Source organism: Bradyrhizobium sp. I71, from assembly GCF_022354745.1.
GTDB classification, from domain to species: Bacteria; Pseudomonadota; Alphaproteobacteria; order Rhizobiales; family Xanthobacteraceae; genus Bradyrhizobium; species Bradyrhizobium liaoningense.
In genome coordinates, this window is record NZ_CP059398.1 from 2,149,385 (window position 1) to 2,166,054 (window position 16,670).

Genomic DNA, 16,670 nt, shown 5'->3' on the forward strand with positions numbered 1-16,670 from the left:
GCGTCAAGCTTTCGTCAGGCTGATGAGGCAGACGCCATCCTCCGAAATTCTACTGGACCTTCTCCGGCCGCGGCGTCTGCTTGGATTGGAGGAAGTAGATGATCTCGGCGACGGGTCGGAAGAATTCAGCCGGAATCACCTGATCGACCTGGACCGCCTCGTAGAGCGCGCGCGCCAGCGCCTTGTTCTCGATGACGGGGATTCGGTTCTGCTCGGCAACCTCGCGGATCTTCAGCGCGATCACGTCCATGCCCTTGGCCACGACGAGCGGCGCGGCATTTTCCTCGCGCTTGTAGCGCAGCGCGATCGCGAAATGCGTCGGGTTCGCGATCACCAGCGTCGCGCGCGAGGCCGAGGCGATCATGCGCTGGCGCGAACGGTCGCGCGCCAGCGAGCGCAGGCGCGCCTTGATCAGCGGATCGCCTTCCGCCTGCTTGTGCTCGTCCTTGATCTCCTGCTTGGTCATGCGCAGCTCGCGCCGCCAGTGAAAGCGCGCCCAGGCGAGATCGATCGCCACCAGGACGATGGTCGCGATGCAGATCGCCGAGACGATCCGCATCGCGATGTTGAGAATCATCTCCGGCAGCGCGACCGGATCGGTGTACATCGCCTCGAACGCCCTCGCTTCGGACGAGCGCAGTACGAAGGCGACGACGGCGCTCACCGCGCCAAGCTTGAACAGCGACTTGGCGAACTCGATCAGGCCCTGCGTCCCGAACAACCGGCTCCACCCGCTGATCGGGGAGATCCGGTTCAAGTCCGGCTTGATGCGCGCGAGCACCACGCGCGGGGCGTTTTGCAGCAGCGAAGCGGCGAGCCCGAACACCACCAGGATGACGACCAGCGGCACCAGGAACCGGAGCGCCTGAAGTCCGACCACGGTGAGCAGGTTCTGCGCGTCTGCGCCCGTGCTGAGCGGGAAGCCCTCGGGATCGTCGAGGAGGCTCTTCAGCGTCGGCGTCAATTGCTGCACGCCCTGGCCGATCAGGAAGGCCTGGATCACCATCAGCGCGGCCATCGAGGCGAATATGGAGGCCTCCCGAGAGACCGGAATCTTGCCCTGCTCGAGCGCATCACGGACTTTCTTCTCGGTCGGCTCTTCTGTCTTGCTCTCCGGATCGGATGTTTCTGCCATGCCCGTTCAGCGGTCAGCGGAAGACCAGCTCATCCTCCTGCTCGGGGTTGAGCTCGATTTCGCCCTTCTCCGCCAGCTCGAGCGCAAGATCGGTGATCACGCGTCGCGCCTCCAGCACGTCGCGCTGGTTCGACGGCTCGCCGATGGCGAGCTCGTGCTCGACCACGCGGCGGACGCGCGAGGCGACCGAGGACAGGATCAGCTCGCGGAAATGCTTGTCGGTGCCCTTCAGCGCGACGACGATGCGATCGGTCGGCACCTGGTCGAAGATCATGGTGCGCGCCTTCGGCGTCAGGTTGACCACGTCGTCGAAGGTGAACAGCAGCTCCTTCAGCACTTCGGCCGACTTCGGCCGCTTCTCCGACAGGCTCTTCAGCATGTCCTCGATATGACCGCGTTCCATCTTGTTGATGATGTCGGCGACGCGGGCGTAGGTGTCGGCACCGAGGTTGCGGGCGAAGTTCAGCGTCAGGTCTTCGTGCAGCGTCTTCTCGATGATGCGCATGGCATCGTCGACGATCGGCTTGAGGCTCAGAACGCGCCGCATCAGTTCGTTGCGCAGGCTCGAGGGCAGCTGGCTCATCACCTTGGCGGCGCAGGCTGGCTTGACCTTGGAGAGGATCAGCGCCGCCGTCTGCGGATGCTCCTTGGACAGATAGCTCGCGAGCGAGTTCTCAGACACCGACGAGACGCGGTCCCACACCGACCGGCTCGAATTGCCGAGCAGATCCGACATGATCTGCGAGACCTGGTCGGCCGGAAGCACGTCGCCGAGCACGGCTTCCAGGCCGCCGAGGGTGCCGAGGATGTTCGCGCCCATCGAGAACTGCTGGGCGAACTCCTCGACGATTCCCTCGAGCTCCTGCGCGGTGATCGGCCGCAGCTCCGCCGCCGCCTTCGTAACGATGCGGATCTCCTGCGGCTCGAACTGCTGCAGCACGCTCGCCGCCGCCTGCCGGCCCATCGCCAGCAGGAGCGCGGCAACCTTTTCCGTGCCGCCCAGCGTGGTAACACCTCGCTGCTTGGCTGGCGCGATGCCGACCGGTGCCGCCATGATCAGGTATCACCCTGGCCCAGCGGACCAACGATCTCCGTGAGCGAGACGCCGAAGCGGGAATTGTCCTCTTCGACGACGACCACCTCGCCGCGGGCGACGATGCGGCCGTTGACGACGACGTCGACGGGCTCTCCGACCCGGTGATCGAGCGGAACCACGGCGCCGCGGCCGAGCTTCATCAGGTTCGCCACCGGAATGGTCGCCGAGCCGAGCACCACTTGCATGGTGACGGGAATCCGCAGGATGGCGTCGATATTGGCGAACTTGCCGGTCTCCTCGGCCGTGCGCTGGGCGATCTCCGCCAGCCGCTCAAGAGGAGACGTTTCGGCTTCTGCCGATGCGGGTGCAGATTCATAGTCGAAGGATTGCGCCATCTGGTATCGCCTCTTGGTATGTCCGCTGCCGGAGCGCCGTGGCGTTCCGATCGTAGTCGTCCTGCCGGCTTCGGCTTCAATGCTTGTTCAAGTCGGCGCCGCCTGCGGTCGCGGCCGGTGCGAGGCCGCTTCTGGCATCGAGCGCCGCGATCGCCTCGTGGGCCTGATCGATCTTCGTGCTCAGCACGTTGGCGAGCCGTCCGAGATTTGCGGTGGAATCGTGCGCCGCCGTGATGACCGTGTCGAAGGCGCCCGCCGTCTCGTGCACGATGGTCGAGAATTCGCCCTGATAGCTGCGCAGCCGCGCCAGCTCGCGGTGCATCCTTGTCACCCGCATGCTGGTGAAGGCGAGCGCGATCAGCAGCACGGCATCAACGAGATAGGATATCATCGACGAACTCCCGTTTCTGGTCGACCGGATCTGCCACCTGCATGGCGTAATAGCCGTCAAGCTGGCCGATCTGACACCAGAACAGCACCTGATTGTTGCTTTCGAGACGGGCCAGCGTGCGCGGCGTGGCCTCAAGCTCGAGCACCTGCCCGACCTGGAACTTCACGACGTCGCCGAGAGACACCGTCTTCTCGTCGAGCACCGCGCTGAGCGTCACCTCGGTCCGGTGGACCTCGCTCTCCATCTGCTCGCGCCAGCGTGGGTCGGCCGCGCGACCGTCGCTGACCACGACATGAGCAAGCTTCTGCCGGAGCGGATTGAGCGCGGAGTGAGGAATGATGAGGAACATCTGGCCGCCGCGATAGAGCGCCTGCAGCATGATGTTCGCGCAGATCGACATGTTGCCGCTTCGCCCGATCGCCAGCGAAGCCATCGCCGTCTCGACCCGCTCCACGCGAAAGGTGACGTTCGAAGTGCCGGCGAAGGCGGATTGCAGCGCCTTGGCGAACCGCTCGAACAGTGCCTGCACCAGGCGGAGCTCGATGTTGGAGAAAGAGCGCTCGACGTCGAGCGGCGGCTCGGCGCCGTCGGAGCCGAACATCGCCTCGACCATCGTGAACACGAAGTCACGATCGAGCATGATGATGATGCGGGAGTCCCACTGCTCGGCATAGAGCACCGCCGCGACCGCGTTGGCCTCGTAGTCCTTGATGATGTCGCCGACGCGGTCGTTGGTGATGCCGTTGACCGAGAAATAGCAGGGTGTTCCAGCCATCGGCTGGAGACTGTCGGTGCACGATGCCGCCATGCGATCGAAGATCACATTGAGCATCGGCATACGATCGATCGATATGCCGGCTGCGTCCAGCAGGTAGTTCGGCAGCTGCTTGCGCTGATCCACTTCGGCGTCTTCCATCATCATGCGCGCGCCGCCTTGGGTTCGGCTTCGGCCACGACCGGCTTGGGACCTGCGATGGTCTCGTTCTCGACGACGTCGATCGACGGCCGCTCCGTGCTTGCGATCATCTTGCGGCCGTGCTCGACCGCGATCTGCGGCATGGCGCCGTTCATGAACGCCAGCAGCGTCTGCTTGACGATGATGTAGGGACGGCACTTCTTCTCGCGCGTCATCTTGATCTTGATCGCGAAGGGCGAAAGCACGCCATAGGACAGGAAGATGCCGGCGAAGGTGCCGACCAGGGCAGCGCCGATGAAGCCGCCCAGCAGCTTCGGCGATTGGTCGAGCGCGCCCATGGCCTTGATGACGCCGAGCACGGCGGCGACGATACCGAGCGCCGGCAGCGCCTCGGACACCGTCACCAGCGCATGATAGGGCGCCAGCTTGCCTTTCACGATGGTATGGATCTCCTCGTCCATCAGCGCCTCGATCTCGTGGGTGCGCGCGTTGCCCATGATGATGAGGCGGACGTAGTCGCAGATGAACTGGAGCAGCGAAGGATCGCCGAGCACGCTCGGAAACGCCTTGAAGATCTCGGAGGACGAGGGATCGTCGATATGCGCCTCGACCTCGTTGCGGCCCTTGCCCCGCAGCTCACGCATCAGGGCATGCAGGGCCCCGAGCAGGTCGAGATAATAGCGCTGCCCCGGCACCGCGCCGGTGATGGCCTGCATGCAGGCAACGCCGGTGTCCACGACCGTCTTCCAAGGATTGGCCACGATGAAGGTGCCGACCGCCGTGCCCACGATGATCACGAATTCCCACGGCTGCATGAGCACGGCCAGATGCCCGCCCATGGCTGCAAAGCCGCCGAGCAGTGCCGCTACCGTGATGAAAATCCCCACGAAACTGCCCAACGCGCCGCTCCATCGCCGATCCCATCGGGAATATCTAGTCGGCCACGCTTGCGCGAGGCTGGCTTCTTCGTCGCCAGCCTCGCGCAAGCAATTCGCGGCAGTTTGAGGCGAAGCCGCAACAGCGGCCAGAGGGGCGCGCGTCATGCTATCCACCATCGCGGACTACACCCGACTGACCAAGGACATGGGCAAGTCGCTGACGCAGGTCGCACAGCAACCGGACGTCAGCCGCGAGACCGACTACTTCCTCAGCCATATCGGCAACGTGAAGACCATCGACGATTTCCTGAAGGACTATCGTCTCTATTCCTACGCCATGAAGGCCTACGGCCTCAGCGACATGACCTATGCCAAGGCGTTCATGCGCAAGGTGCTGACCGAGGGCGTTGCGAGCAAGGACGCCTTCGCCAACAAGCTGACCGACACCCGCTACCGGCAATTCGCGACCGCGTTCAATTTCGCTGCCCTCGGCGACAAGGCAACGCAGGCCGCCGCAGCCACGACCGGCACCGCGACCCAATACGTCACGCAGACGATGGAAGAGAAGGCCGGCAATCAGAACGAAGGCTTGCGCCTGGCGCTGTATTTCACCCGCAAGGCTTCCACGATCACGACCCCCTACCAGATCCTCGCCGACAAGGCGTTGACGCAGGTGGTTCAGACCGCGCTCGGCCTGCCGTCGACGATCAGCTCGGCCGACATCGACGCGCAGGCCAAGCTGATCGCGAGCAAGATCGATCTCGCCGATTTCCAGGACCCGGCCAAGGTCACCAAGTTCGTGCAGCGCTTTGCGGCGATGTGGGACGCGACCCAGGCCCAGAACGACACCTCGACCAACCCCGCGCTGGTCCTGATCGCCGGCGCCGCGACGTCGATCAGCATGGATACCAACCTGCTCGCGACACTTCAGAACATCAAGTTCAACAGGTAAGCCATGCAATCGGCTCTCTATGTGGGATTGTCGGCGCAGGTCGCCCTCGAAAAGCGCCTCCAGACGATCGCCAACAACGTCGCCAACGTCAACACGGCGGCGTTCCGCACCGACGTGGTGAAGTTCGAGACCGTGCTCTCCAAGGCGGGCCCGACGCCGGTGGCGTTCTCCTCGCCCGGCGACAACATCATCTCCCGCGAGATGGGCAGCATCACCGAGAGCGGCAACCCGCTCGACGTCGCCGTGGTCGGACAGGGCTGGATCGCCTTCGCCGGTCCGAACGGCACGGTCTACACGCGCGACGGCCGCCTCCAGATCGCTCCCAACGGCGATCTTCAGACCGTGAGCGGCTTCCCAGTCGTCGATTCCGGCGGCGCGCAGATCACGCTGGACCCGAACGGCGGACCGATCTCGATCGCGCGCAGCGGCGCGATCACCCAGGACAACAACGAGATCGGCACCATCGGCCTGTTCAACATCCCCGCTGATGCCAATCTCGAACGCTACGGCAATTCCGGCGTGACGCCCGACCGGCCCGCGACCGCCATCGCCGATTTCTCGCGCGACGGCTTCAAGCAGGGCTATGTCGAGGGCTCCGGGGCCAATCCCATGATGGAATTGACCAAGCTGATCGCGGCCTCGCGCGCCTTCGACGGCACCAATTCGATGATCGAGGGCACCGAGAGCTCGCTCCAGAACGCGATCCGGACACTCGGCGAACCCGGCAAGTAGACTGCGCCTCGCGCGCGTTGAGATTGAGGTTGGACGGTTTCCTTGAACGCTCTTCGGCAACTCGAGTGGGCGCTGCTGGAGCTTCAGCAGAGCACTCCCCTGGCAAGCGTCAGCGGCGCGATCTCCGAGATCGCGCCGACGCATTTCCGCGTCTCCGGCCTGTCGCGCTTCGTCAGGCTCGGCGAGCTCATCGGCGTCAATTCGGCCGGAAAGCGCCAGATCGGCGAGGTGGTGCGGATCGACAGCGACGGCATCGTTGCCAAGCCGTTTGACCGCCAATTTGCCGGCGGGCTCGGCTCGGTCGCCTACCGGATGCCGCCTCTGTCCTTCGCGCCCGATCCGAGCTGGAAGGGCCGCGTCATCAACGCTCTCGGCGCACCGCTGGACGGACAGGGCCCCCTCATCCAGGGCCCCCAGGCGGTCTCGGCGGAAGCGGAGGCACCGTCGGCCATGAAGCGCGCTCGCGTGCACAAGCCGCTGCGCACCGGCGTGCGCGTCATCGACCTGTTTTCGCCGATCTGCGCCGGCCAGCGCGTCGGCATCTTCGCCGGCTCCGGCGTCGGCAAATCGACGCTGCTTGCGATGCTCGCCCGCAGCCAGGGCTTCGACACCGTCGTGCTGGCCCTGGTCGGCGAGCGCGGCCGCGAGGTGCGCGAGTTCATCGAGGACGTGCTGGGCAGCGACCGTCTCCGCGCAGTCACCATCGTGTCGACCGGGGACGAAAGCCCGATGATGCGGCGGCTGGCGCCGAAGACGGCCATGGCGGTCGCCGAATATTTCCGCGATCGCGGCGAATCAGTCCTGCTCATGGTCGATTCGATCACCCGTTTCGCCCACGCCGCTCGCGAGGTCGCGCTCGCCGCCGGGGAGCCCGCGGTCGCGCGCGGCTACGCGCCGACGGTCTTCACCGATTTGCCGCGCCTCCTGGAGCGCGCCGGTCCAGGCGAGGAGGGATCCGGCACGATTACCGGGATTTTCTCCGTGCTGGTCGACGGCGACGATCACAACGAGCCGATCGCCGACACCATCCGCAGCACGCTTGATGGGCACATCGTGCTCTCCAGGCACATCGCCGACCAGGCGCGCTATCCGGCCGTCGATGTTCTGGCGTCGGTCTCACGCCTCGCCCATAACGTCTGGGACCCCGAGGAGCGCGAATTGGTGAGCAAGCTGCGCGCCATGATCGCGCAATACGAGGACACGCGCGATCTTCGCTTGATGGGCGGATATCAGTCGGGACGTGATTCGGGTCTCGATCAGGCGGTCGACATGGTTCCGAGAATCTACAACGCGATGCGGCAGGGCGCTTCGGCTCCGCCGAGCGCCGATCCGTTCCGCGAGCTCCGGGACATGCTCAAGGGCGACCAGCGAACGGAAGGGTGAGGCGGCGTATGAGAGGCGCCTGCCGCCCGTCCTGGTCGTGGTTTTCGACAGGAGATTGCGCATGGTGTTACGCTTCCGGCGCATGCGTTCCCGTATCCGTCACCGATTTCGGTCATGAGCCCGTCACCATTCGGGTGAGCACCGCGCGCCGCCGCGGTGCAAGCGATCGAGCGCGACGATTCTGCGAGCACGGCGACGACAACCGCCACGTGTAATTCCTGTGAGTTCCCTTGGGCGATTCTCCGCCGGAACGCACAAGTTGTGGATGACGTGCCGACACACATCATCGTCGTGCACAAGCTTCGGTCAATTTGCGTCGACGACAGACAACAACATGCCGCGCAATCAGCCGCTCGCAAAGTCGGGCGCATGTTGCTCGTCGAGTAGCGCATTGCGTTCACCATCATGTGTCCCGAAGAGCGCGATTGTCTTGAACGTTACAGTCGCTTACGACGACATCCAGTCTCAGCGAGCGTCTTGACTTGATTTTGTTGAGAAGCTCATTCATCGTTTCGCTCGAGTATAAGAAACGTCTGCCTGTGACTTGAACTTTTGGGGGCTTCGGTTGAACCACTCCGATCCACCGTCTGCCGGTGACGGCAACCCGGGCTCCCGCGCGACGACGACGCTGCTGGCATGCCATCGACGCAGCCTCTCGTTCCGGACGACGCGTTCCGCAACGGCCAAGGTGCGGCGCGTTGTGGTCCGTGCCTTTGAACGAGAGTTCGGCACGACAGGCTCGTCGCACACTCAGGGCGCAGAGCGGCTCCGGGGCGCCGCAGACAAAGTTCCGGGGACGAGGTAGATTCCATGCCGTTGGCGCGAGAAGCCGTCGAGCTGCTGGTTCAGGCGGCGAGGGCTTGGTATTTCGAAGGCGATCAGCATGGATTGCGCGATCGGGAGTGGATGGCGCTGCGCTTTCTCGGCCGCGCCAACAGGTTTTCGCGCACCCCGTCCGCGCTGGCCGGCTTCATCGGCGCCACCCGAGCGACTGCATCGCAGATCGTGAAGACTCTGGAGGGCAAGTCCTTTCTGGTGCGAAAGCCGTCGCATGAGGACAAGCGTTCTGTCGTCCTGCACGTCACCGCCCAGGGCGAGAAATGCCTGAGCCAGCACGACCCGATCAATCACGTGGTGAATGCGGTCACTTCGCTCGGGACCGACGAGTGCATCAGGTTGCGCGACTCTCTCCGCGAGATCCTTAATCACCTCGATGCTGCCCATCAGCGGCTCAATGCCAGTATCTGCCGGGACTGCATGTTTCTCGCAGAGCGCGGTCCGGGCACCGGCAAGGGACGTGCAACCGCCGAATTCATGTGCCGGCTCTATCGTGCGCCGGTCTCCCTCGAGGAGACCGAGCTGCTCTGCACCAGTTTCGAGCGCACGCGCGACCGCCCCAAGATCGAGCAGCATCTCGACCCCGCGCGCGCGGCGAGCCGGGGGTGAGGCGGACGGCTCGACCGCAGCCGTACAGCCTGGGATGACGACCCAAGACTTGCGGAAGATGCTTGCGGAAGATCTCGCAGCGGAAGAATCTCTTCGAGATGCGCACGTGTCCCTCCCGCGAGCACGTCGGCATTGCGAGCGCAGCGAAGCAAATCCGGTGTGTTTCCCTGGAGGGATTCCAAAGTTTCATTCAGCGCGCGTCTGCTCCTCAAGCCTGGTTCCAACTCGCAATTGCGGAGCACAGGCGTCATCGCAGTCCCAACACGCATTTCAACTTGCAAGACATGCCTCCGCGTTCTCGCGGCTGAACCCGCCCGAGCTTTGCTCGTCGCTCCACCCTCTTGAGCCAAGAGGGCACAGGGAAGGCCGGGTGCCGGCCGGCACCCGCGGTCCGCTGCGCGAAATGCACACGCAGGAAGAACCGCACAGCAGCATACAGGTGAAGCCCAACACACGGCCTTCCCTGCGCGATGGTCGGACGGCTTATGCCGTGCTCTCCCGGGAGCCGAGTTCGTTCTGGCCTCCCTGGCTCTCGCGAAATTCACCGGCACCGCGCCGGTTGACGCGACTGCCGCCTCCGCAAGAGCTTGACCGTAGCAACGACGGCCAGGACCACACGGTTTTGCCGTACGCACGGCCCGCCATTTCGCCGCAGTTTTCCCGGCCCTGTCGACGGAGCTGGAAACTTACAGACGAGACGAACCTGACAGCGCCGTTCGTCCGCGCGAAGCCTCAGGGCTCACGGAGAGCAATCCGCCCTGCCCCGGCAACTCGCGCCCGACGCTGCCGCGTCCACCGCAAGCCCGGCTCGCGACAATGACGACCACACGATCGCCCCTCAAGGATGAGCCGGGATGGGCGACACATACGATAAATCCGAATTTCGGTAAAGCGAAATATTTTCGCGACACCGGGTTGACAGAGGGCGACACAGCAAAGCCCCTTGCCCCCGGATGGCGCGCAACGCCATCCGACAATCGCGTCTCAGGCGCGGACGACCGGATGTTCGCAGCGCACGATCGGACAACCGATCCAGTTTCATGGCGCATACCGTACAACAAAAAAGCACCCGGCGGTTTCCCGCCGGGTGCTCGTCGAAATGCTTCGACAGATCTTACCAGTTGCGCTGGGCGCGGAGCAGCAGCGTGAAGCTGTCCTGGTCCTTCAGCTCGTACACAGCAGTCGGCTTGGCCGTGTTGGCAGCCGGGCTGAGCACGGCAGTGCCCGAGTACTTCTGGTCGAGACGGGTCCAGTTGAAGTCGCCCGAGAAGGTGAGGTTCTTGACCGGGGTCCAGCGGGTGATGATACCGATCTGGCCGACGGCGAAGTCAGGGTTACAACCCGTGACACCGGCGAGACCGCCGAACACGCCGCCTGCACCGTTGGCGCCGCAGAGCGTGGTCTTGGCGAGCGTGCCGAACTGGGCCTGAGCGTAAGCACCGTAGAGCGCGGTGTTCCAGTAGGGATCCCAGTTGTGGGTGTAAGCACCACGGAAGCCCCAGGTCTTGACGGTCTCCTGCGAGCCGCCGGTCACGAACACCGTATCCGGAGCATTGGCGAAGCCGACGCTCTGGTACGCATTGCCCGAGCTGCCGTACATCTGGTAGGAGCTGCCCGCCAGGTTCTGGAAGTTGTAGCGGGTCGCACCGTCGGTGTAGACGCCCTGGATGTTGATCGTGTCACCCGCGCCGGTCGGGATGTTCTTGATCGACAGAGCGAGCTGAACCGCCCAACCCCACTTGTCGTCGGGGTGGCCAGAGGTCTCGGTCGCGCCGTAATAGGCGACGTGGTTGTCATGCGCGGCAACCGACGCCTGGAACAGACCCCAAGCCTGGTCGACACGGACCATACCGACGAGGTTCGGCGAACGCGAGCCGCCAATGGCATTCGAGCCATACGAACCGCCAACCATGCCAGCGGCGGTCGCGCCGTTCAAGTTGAGGTTGCCGGCCTGGTAGTAGGCCGTCGCATCTTCGGCCGAGAAGGCTGCCGTGATGCCCTGACCGAAGTCAGCGGTGTAGGTGAACTGGTTGACACCAGTGACCGTGCCGCTGCCGCCGACGAGGCTGTCGATGTTGTTGCCGGGATAGTTGGTCCAGGGCGCGTCGAACTGCGACACGGCCTTACCCATGGTGAAGCCGGCGAACTGGATAAAGGCGTAGTACACGCCGAGCGAACCGCCCGAGGTGCCGCCGTCGGTCGAGTTGATGGTGGTGGTACCAGCCGTCGTGGCTGTGTAACCGGTCGTGCCCGTACCCGAGCCGGTGCCGACGTAGCCACCGGTCGTCCAGGTGAAGACCGCGTCGAAGTAGGTGCGGACGACGCCATATTCGGTCGCGGTGCGCGTGTCGATGTTGAGATCCTGACGAGCGCGCATCGAGTAGTAGTTGCTCAGACGGTTGTGTGCACCGGCCGGAGCGCCGTTCGAGATGCCGTAGTTGCTGTTGGTGTTGAACGCGACTTCGGCGCGCAGGTAACCACCCAGCTTGATGCAGGTGTCGGTGCCCGGGATGTAGTAGAAGCCGGCGCCGTACAGCGAGCAGATCTTCACGTATTCGACGGCCTTGGCCTTCACGGGAAGATCGGCTGCGAACGCACCGGAGACGGCCATCAGGCCGGCTGCCGAGCCGAGAAAGAGCGTCTTCGTCAACTTCATTGGTAAACCTCCACGTCGGTTCAGGGGGCTCGGCTCCTCGGCGGAGGCCGCTTTACCCACTTTAATTTCCGTTCAATTCAGATCCGCACTGAAGGTCCGGACTGAAACGACAGCGAGGTGCCCCCCCTCCGTCGTACCTCACGTATAGTTTATAAAATTCATTGCCTCAATTTATTGATCCAGTGAATTGAAACTTCCATTGGGGATGTTGCCCGAGCGCAACAGGCGGCCCCAACGCACCTAAGAAACGGCTTGAAATAAAAGAAAAAGCCCCCAGGGGGCATCCCGAGGGCTTTCTTGGAGGTCTCACATCGCTGCCTATCGCAACGGTCAAGAGCAGCAAATTCTGAGTGCGAAGAGACGTAATCTAATTAATTGTTTTTTGCAAGCATCGAAGCGCTGGTTTGTTTTTGCGATGCGGTGTCTACCGTTCCATCTTTACGCGAAGTCCGAGACGGCTCCGCAATATCCGGCTAAAACACTGCTCCAGGGCACAACAAGAAGAACGATCAGAGCAGAATGGGGCAGCTGGATGATCGAGAAGAAACTCGACAGGGCGATCATGGACTTCGTCTGGAACGTCGTCGAAATTCACTCGCAGCTGGAGAACATTCACACCAGCTGGGCCGGACTGCTGGGCATTACCCAGCCGCAATGGCTGATCCTGATGGCGATCACCGAACTGGACGAGGGGCGCGGCGTCGCCGGGATCGACATCGCCAACAAGCTGCGGGTCCACCCGGCTTTCGTGACCAACCAAACCAAGACCCTCGAAAAAGGCGGCTTTCTGTCACGACGACCGGCGGCGGACGATGCCCGCTTCGTCCTGATGTCGCTCACGGCGAAGGCGACGACCGAGATCGAGAAATTATCGAAGCGAAAGCTCGCCCTGAATTCGACGATGTTCAACGATTTGGACGAAAAGACCTTGGCTGAATTGAACGCTTCGCTCGCAATGATCGCCAAGAACGCCCGGCTGGCTGCGCGATTGCTGGCTATCGACGCGTCCTGATCGGCCGATGCCGGGCGCAGAATGCAAGCCGGACGCTGCTGTCGTCGCGCCGCGGGGACCTGCAATTCCGCCGGACCAGGCTAGAGGTGGGTCACCGGGTCGAGCTTGCGGGCAGTTCCAAGCTTGCTGTCGAGCCACTCGACAATGAAGTCGTCAACGGCGACGAAATTCTCGACCTCGCCGAGCGGGTGCGGGAAGTTGTTGGGCACGACGACCGAGCAATCGGCTCCAATCCGCCGGTAGTCGGCTTGCAGCTCGAGAGCATCCTGCTCCCACACCATGGAGCGACTCCCGACGACCATGAGCAGCGGGCACGGGACTCGACGCGGCGGCAGCATTGCCTCTCTCGAGACCTCGTCAGGGACGGCCTGCCCGAAGCCGGTCATCCAGCGAAGTGACGCCTGGCACATGACCGGCCTCACAAGCCCGCCGTCGCACACGGCGGCCGCGATCCTGCGATCCGAGAGCGCAAGGCGGGAGGCATGAGCGGCGCCCGCCCCTTCGCCGTAGATACCGATCCGCCGCGGGTCGACATCGGGGCGGGCTTCCAGGTAGTCCAACCAGAACTGAAGCCTGTGCTCCGGCTTGAAGGAGCGATGAACGGTCGAATTGCCGGAGTCAACGAGCAGCAGCGACATGGTCCCGCAGAGCGAGGCGGGCAACAGCCTGCTCATCATCGAGCCCAGGGTGGCATCGTCGTCGCTGACGCAGATCACCGCCGGCGCGGCAGAGCCGCGACGAAGCGCGGGCAGGAAGAAGCCAGCCAGGGCGCCTTGATCGAAGCAGTCGATCTTGACGCGCTCGATCGGCAGACCAGCCTCTGTCTCGAGGCCTCTCAGGCCGGTGACGACCTCGTCTGCGAGGTCGGCACTCTCGACATCTCCCGGACTACTCAGACTTCTGACGACTTCGAGGGCCGTCAGCGAGCACAGCCACGCTTCCCCGGCAATCTGAGCCGAACGCGTCTCGCGCGCAGATTCGGCCAATGTCCGGTAGTCGTCGGCCACGCTCAACCAGTCCGAAATCCACAGATGCCGGTGCGACTCGTGCGCAAGCTCCATGACGGACAGGCTTTCGAAAAACTGGGAGGCTCGATCCCGCAAATGAGCCAGATTTCGTCCGGCGCCGTCGCACGAACGGTGAGGCGAAGTTTCACCTTCCATGTCGGCCCCCGAACGCCGCCGCCAACGATTGCGCGGACCTGCGTCCAGACTCGCCGGCGTCGTGCTCTGCGCGGGGCCACACACGCCCGATCGCGGGCGCGCCTGATTGCGTCTGCGCCCCACAACGCTGCCTGACTCGGTGATGGTCTTCGTCGCCATCTCGACGCCGCGCAGCAAAGCTGCTGCGCGAAGCGATCCGCATTCCAAACGAGCGGGCTTGGGCACAAAATCCCGGCCGGCTCACCCCAATCGTCACGTTTCAGCTCCGTCGCTGATCCACAGTCTAGCGCCACGCAACCTACGAGGTTTACGCAGCGGGCTTTGTCGTTTCTTGTTGCGATCGGCGAGTCAAAACCATTCGTGCCGACACAAGAGACATGCCTGTGTAAGCCCCGATTGTGAAAGCACGATGTGGTGAAGGGTGCAGCGCACTACCATCGTGTGCCAAGCCCGCAGGAAGACGCCAAGATCTTCCATTGTGACAGTCGTTCGCGAAGGGCGCGTGACGACGACGGTCGCGCCCGCGAGGGAGTGGAATAGCCGCAACGCCAACCCAATCCGGGAAGCTCAATCGCCTTGAAGGAACAAGGTCCGAGCCTCGGCCTCGGGGGCAGTGGCGCCTCCTTGTATGCATTATCCCAGTTGCCAACTTCCCGCAGTTCGCCTTACATGCCGCCAACTCGCCCGCAGAGAAAGGGCAGGGCTGAAAATTGCACACATTCAAAGGGACGGAGCATGGCGCGCAACATATTGATTCTGGGGGCTTCTTACGGCTCGCTGCTGGGCACGAAGCTGCTGATGGCAGGGCATAACGTAACCCTGGTCTGCCGCGCCAAGACCGCGGAGCTGATCAATCGGGATGGTACCGAGGTGCGCATCAAGTTGCGCGACGAGGCGGTGCACCGTGCGATCTTCTCGCGCGACCTGCCCGGCAAGCTCGATGCGGTCACGCCGGCCAATGTCGACCTCTCCCGTTACGATCTGGTCGGACTTGCGATGCAGGAGCCGCAATACACCAACCACACGGTGCGCGTTCTCATGGTCAAGATCGCCGCGGCGAAACTGCCGTGCCTGTCGATCATGAACATGCCGCCGCTGCCCTATCTGAAGCGGATTCCGGCACTCGCCGACATGGATCTCGAGGAGGCCTACACCAATGCACAGGTGTGGGAGCGGTTCGAGCCGGGGCTGGTGACGCTGTGCTCGCCCGATCCGCAGGCATTCCGTCCGCCGGAAGAAGCCGCCAACGTGCTTCATGTCGGCCTGCCGACCAACTTCAAGGCATCGGTCTTTGCCGACGAGAAGCACAACAAGCTGCTGCGCGAGCTCGAAGCCGACATCGACGCCGTGACGCTCGACGGCCACGACGTGCCGGTGAAGCTGAAAGTGTTCGACTCGCTGTTCGTGCCGCTGGCGAAATGGTCGATGCTGCTCACCGGCAATTACCGCTGCATCACGCCCAGCGAGCCGCAGTCGATCCGCGATGCCGTGCACGGCGATCTCAAGCGCTCGCAGACGATCTACGACCACGTCGACGCGATCGCCCGCCGGCTCGGCGCCGATCCGCAGGACCAGGTGCCGTTCGCGAAATACGCCAAGGCAGCAGAAAGCCTGCTCAAGCCGTCTTCGGCCGCGCGCGCGGTCGCGAGCGGCGCGCCCTTCATCGAGCGCGTCGACCTCCTGGTGAAACTGATCTCGCATCAGCTCGGCGTCCCGAACGCCGAGATCGACCGCACCGTCGACACCGTGGACCAGAAGCTGAACGAGAGGATCGTGCAGGGTGGATCGGGCGCGCAATAACGCGCCGTTTCCAGCGACGTCGGCGCTCAGGCGATCAGAAACGATTGAAGCCAGATCAGGCCGGTCACGGCGACCAGCGTGACCGCGCCGGTGCGCGCGATCAGGTCGGGATGCCCGAGGTGGCGGGCGCCGCGGCCGAGCGTTGCGCCCAGAATGATCCACGCGGCTCCAGCAGTGACGATCTGAAGCGCGATCACGCCGAGCCAGGGCAACATTTCAAGCGGCCCGGCCCCAAGGGGCAGGAGCAGGAACGCGAAGACCAGCGCTTTCGGGTTCAACAGGGTCGTCAGCAGCACCTGGCCGAACGTCACCGCAGCCCCCTCGCGCAACTCGCGCGTGTTGACGCGCCAGAGCATGACGGCGAGGCACAGGATGTAGATGGTCACGGCGACGCGGAGCACGACCGCCGCAATCGGGATGTCGCTGATGACGGGACCAAGCGCCAGCCGCAGCACTGCGATCGCCAGCAGGTAGCCGCACAGCTCCGCCGCGAGCAGATGAAGGGAGCGCGAGATACCAGCCCCCGCGCCTGATGTCGCGAGCAAGGTGTTGGTCGGCCCCGGCACCGCCAGCAGGAAATAGGCCGCCGTGATGAAGGTCAGAAAAGTCATACGGCCAAATAACAGGCCTGGGGCTCACGGATCTTGATCTGCGTCATTCCGTGGCGAGCGCGGGATCGCCTCTTGCATTGCCGCTCGCCCAGCTTCGGCGCGACGCTGTTCCCGGTGTTGCACAAACTCAACGACAATTCTTGCGCCTCATCGGCCACACGATT

The 16,670-nt window shown here is 63.8% G+C and carries 15 protein-coding genes; 6 read left to right on the forward strand and 9 right to left on the reverse strand.

Annotation, left to right across the window (positions count from 1 at the left end; all coding sequences use genetic code 11):
• Positions 1-49 precede the first annotated feature (49 nt).
• From flhB to motA, 6 genes are all read right to left on the reverse strand, one after another.
• Positions 50-1,135 (reverse strand): flagellar biosynthesis protein FlhB, encoded by a 1,086-nt coding sequence (gene flhB, locus FJV43_RS10690; protein WP_239626828.1) that lies wholly within the window; start codon positions 1,133-1,135, stop codon positions 50-52.
• 13 nt (positions 1,136-1,148) lie between these two features.
• Positions 1,149-2,189, reverse strand: coding sequence for a flagellar motor switch protein FliG (locus FJV43_RS10695; protein WP_035670173.1), 1,041 nt, complete (start codon positions 2,187-2,189; stop codon positions 1,149-1,151).
• Positions 2,190-2,191: 2 nt separating this feature from the next.
• Positions 2,192-2,566 (reverse strand): flagellar motor switch protein FliN, encoded by a 375-nt coding sequence (fliN, locus tag FJV43_RS10700; protein ID WP_061877142.1) that lies wholly within the window; start codon positions 2,564-2,566, stop codon positions 2,192-2,194.
• Positions 2,567-2,642: 76 nt separating this feature from the next.
• Positions 2,643-2,957: a hypothetical protein gene (locus tag FJV43_RS10705; protein WP_035670167.1), complete on the reverse strand. Its 315-nt coding sequence runs from the start codon at positions 2,955-2,957 to the stop codon at positions 2,643-2,645.
• A complete protein-coding gene (locus tag FJV43_RS10710) occupies positions 2,938-3,879 on the reverse strand; it encodes a FliM/FliN family flagellar motor switch protein (protein ID WP_061877144.1) in 942 nt (313 codons plus the stop codon). The genes FJV43_RS10705 and FJV43_RS10710 overlap by 20 nt, the downstream gene beginning before the upstream one ends.
• On the reverse strand, positions 3,876-4,772 hold the full coding sequence (gene motA / locus FJV43_RS10715; protein WP_239626830.1) for a flagellar motor stator protein MotA: 897 nt from the start codon (positions 4,770-4,772) through the stop codon (positions 3,876-3,878). The genes FJV43_RS10710 and motA overlap by 4 nt, the downstream gene beginning before the upstream one ends.
• Before the next feature lie 142 nt (positions 4,773-4,914).
• On the opposite strand from motA, the gene FJV43_RS10720 reads away from it, so the two are divergent.
• The 4 genes from FJV43_RS10720 (at position 4,915) to FJV43_RS10735 (ending at position 9,264) form a co-directional block, all read left to right on the forward strand.
• The gene (locus FJV43_RS10720; protein WP_239626831.1) at positions 4,915-5,703 is read left to right on the forward strand and encodes a DUF1217 domain-containing protein; all 789 of its coding nucleotides are present in this window, start codon (positions 4,915-4,917) and stop codon (positions 5,701-5,703) included.
• Positions 5,704-5,706: 3 nt separating this feature from the next.
• Positions 5,707-6,435 (forward strand): flagellar basal-body rod protein FlgF, encoded by a 729-nt coding sequence (gene flgF, locus FJV43_RS10725; RefSeq protein WP_239626833.1) that lies wholly within the window; start codon positions 5,707-5,709, stop codon positions 6,433-6,435.
• Between the two features lie 42 nt (positions 6,436-6,477).
• Complete coding sequence (gene fliI, locus FJV43_RS10730) at positions 6,478-7,818, forward strand: flagellar protein export ATPase FliI (RefSeq protein WP_239626834.1); 1,341 nt, start codon at positions 6,478-6,480, stop codon at positions 7,816-7,818.
• 810 nt (positions 7,819-8,628) lie between these two features.
• Positions 8,629-9,264: a MarR family transcriptional regulator gene (locus FJV43_RS10735; RefSeq protein WP_239626836.1), complete on the forward strand. Its 636-nt coding sequence runs from the start codon at positions 8,629-8,631 to the stop codon at positions 9,262-9,264.
• 1,114 nt (positions 9,265-10,378) lie between these two features.
• Here the strand turns inward: FJV43_RS10735 and FJV43_RS10740 are convergent.
• A complete protein-coding gene (locus FJV43_RS10740) occupies positions 10,379-11,920 on the reverse strand; it encodes a porin (RefSeq protein ID WP_239626837.1) in 1,542 nt (513 codons plus the stop codon).
• Between the two features lie 532 nt (positions 11,921-12,452).
• On the opposite strand from FJV43_RS10740, the gene FJV43_RS10745 reads away from it, so the two are divergent.
• On the forward strand, positions 12,453-12,932 hold the full coding sequence (locus FJV43_RS10745) for a MarR family transcriptional regulator (protein ID WP_061877151.1): 480 nt from the start codon (positions 12,453-12,455) through the stop codon (positions 12,930-12,932).
• An 80-nt stretch (positions 12,933-13,012) separates the two neighbouring features.
• On the opposite strand, the gene FJV43_RS10750 is transcribed toward FJV43_RS10745, so the two are convergent.
• Positions 13,013-14,254: an alpha/beta hydrolase gene (locus FJV43_RS10750; RefSeq protein ID WP_345946184.1), complete on the reverse strand. Its 1,242-nt coding sequence runs from the start codon at positions 14,252-14,254 to the stop codon at positions 13,013-13,015.
• 576 nt (positions 14,255-14,830) lie between these two features.
• Between FJV43_RS10750 and FJV43_RS10755 the strand changes: the two genes are divergently transcribed.
• Positions 14,831-15,895: a 2-dehydropantoate 2-reductase gene (locus FJV43_RS10755; protein WP_239626839.1), complete on the forward strand. Its 1,065-nt coding sequence runs from the start codon at positions 14,831-14,833 to the stop codon at positions 15,893-15,895.
• A gap of 26 nt (positions 15,896-15,921) precedes the next feature.
• On the opposite strand, the gene FJV43_RS10760 is transcribed toward FJV43_RS10755, so the two are convergent.
• A complete protein-coding gene (locus FJV43_RS10760; protein ID WP_239626840.1) occupies positions 15,922-16,506 on the reverse strand; it encodes a LysE family transporter in 585 nt (194 codons plus the stop codon).
• Positions 16,507-16,670: the final 164 nt, after the last annotated feature.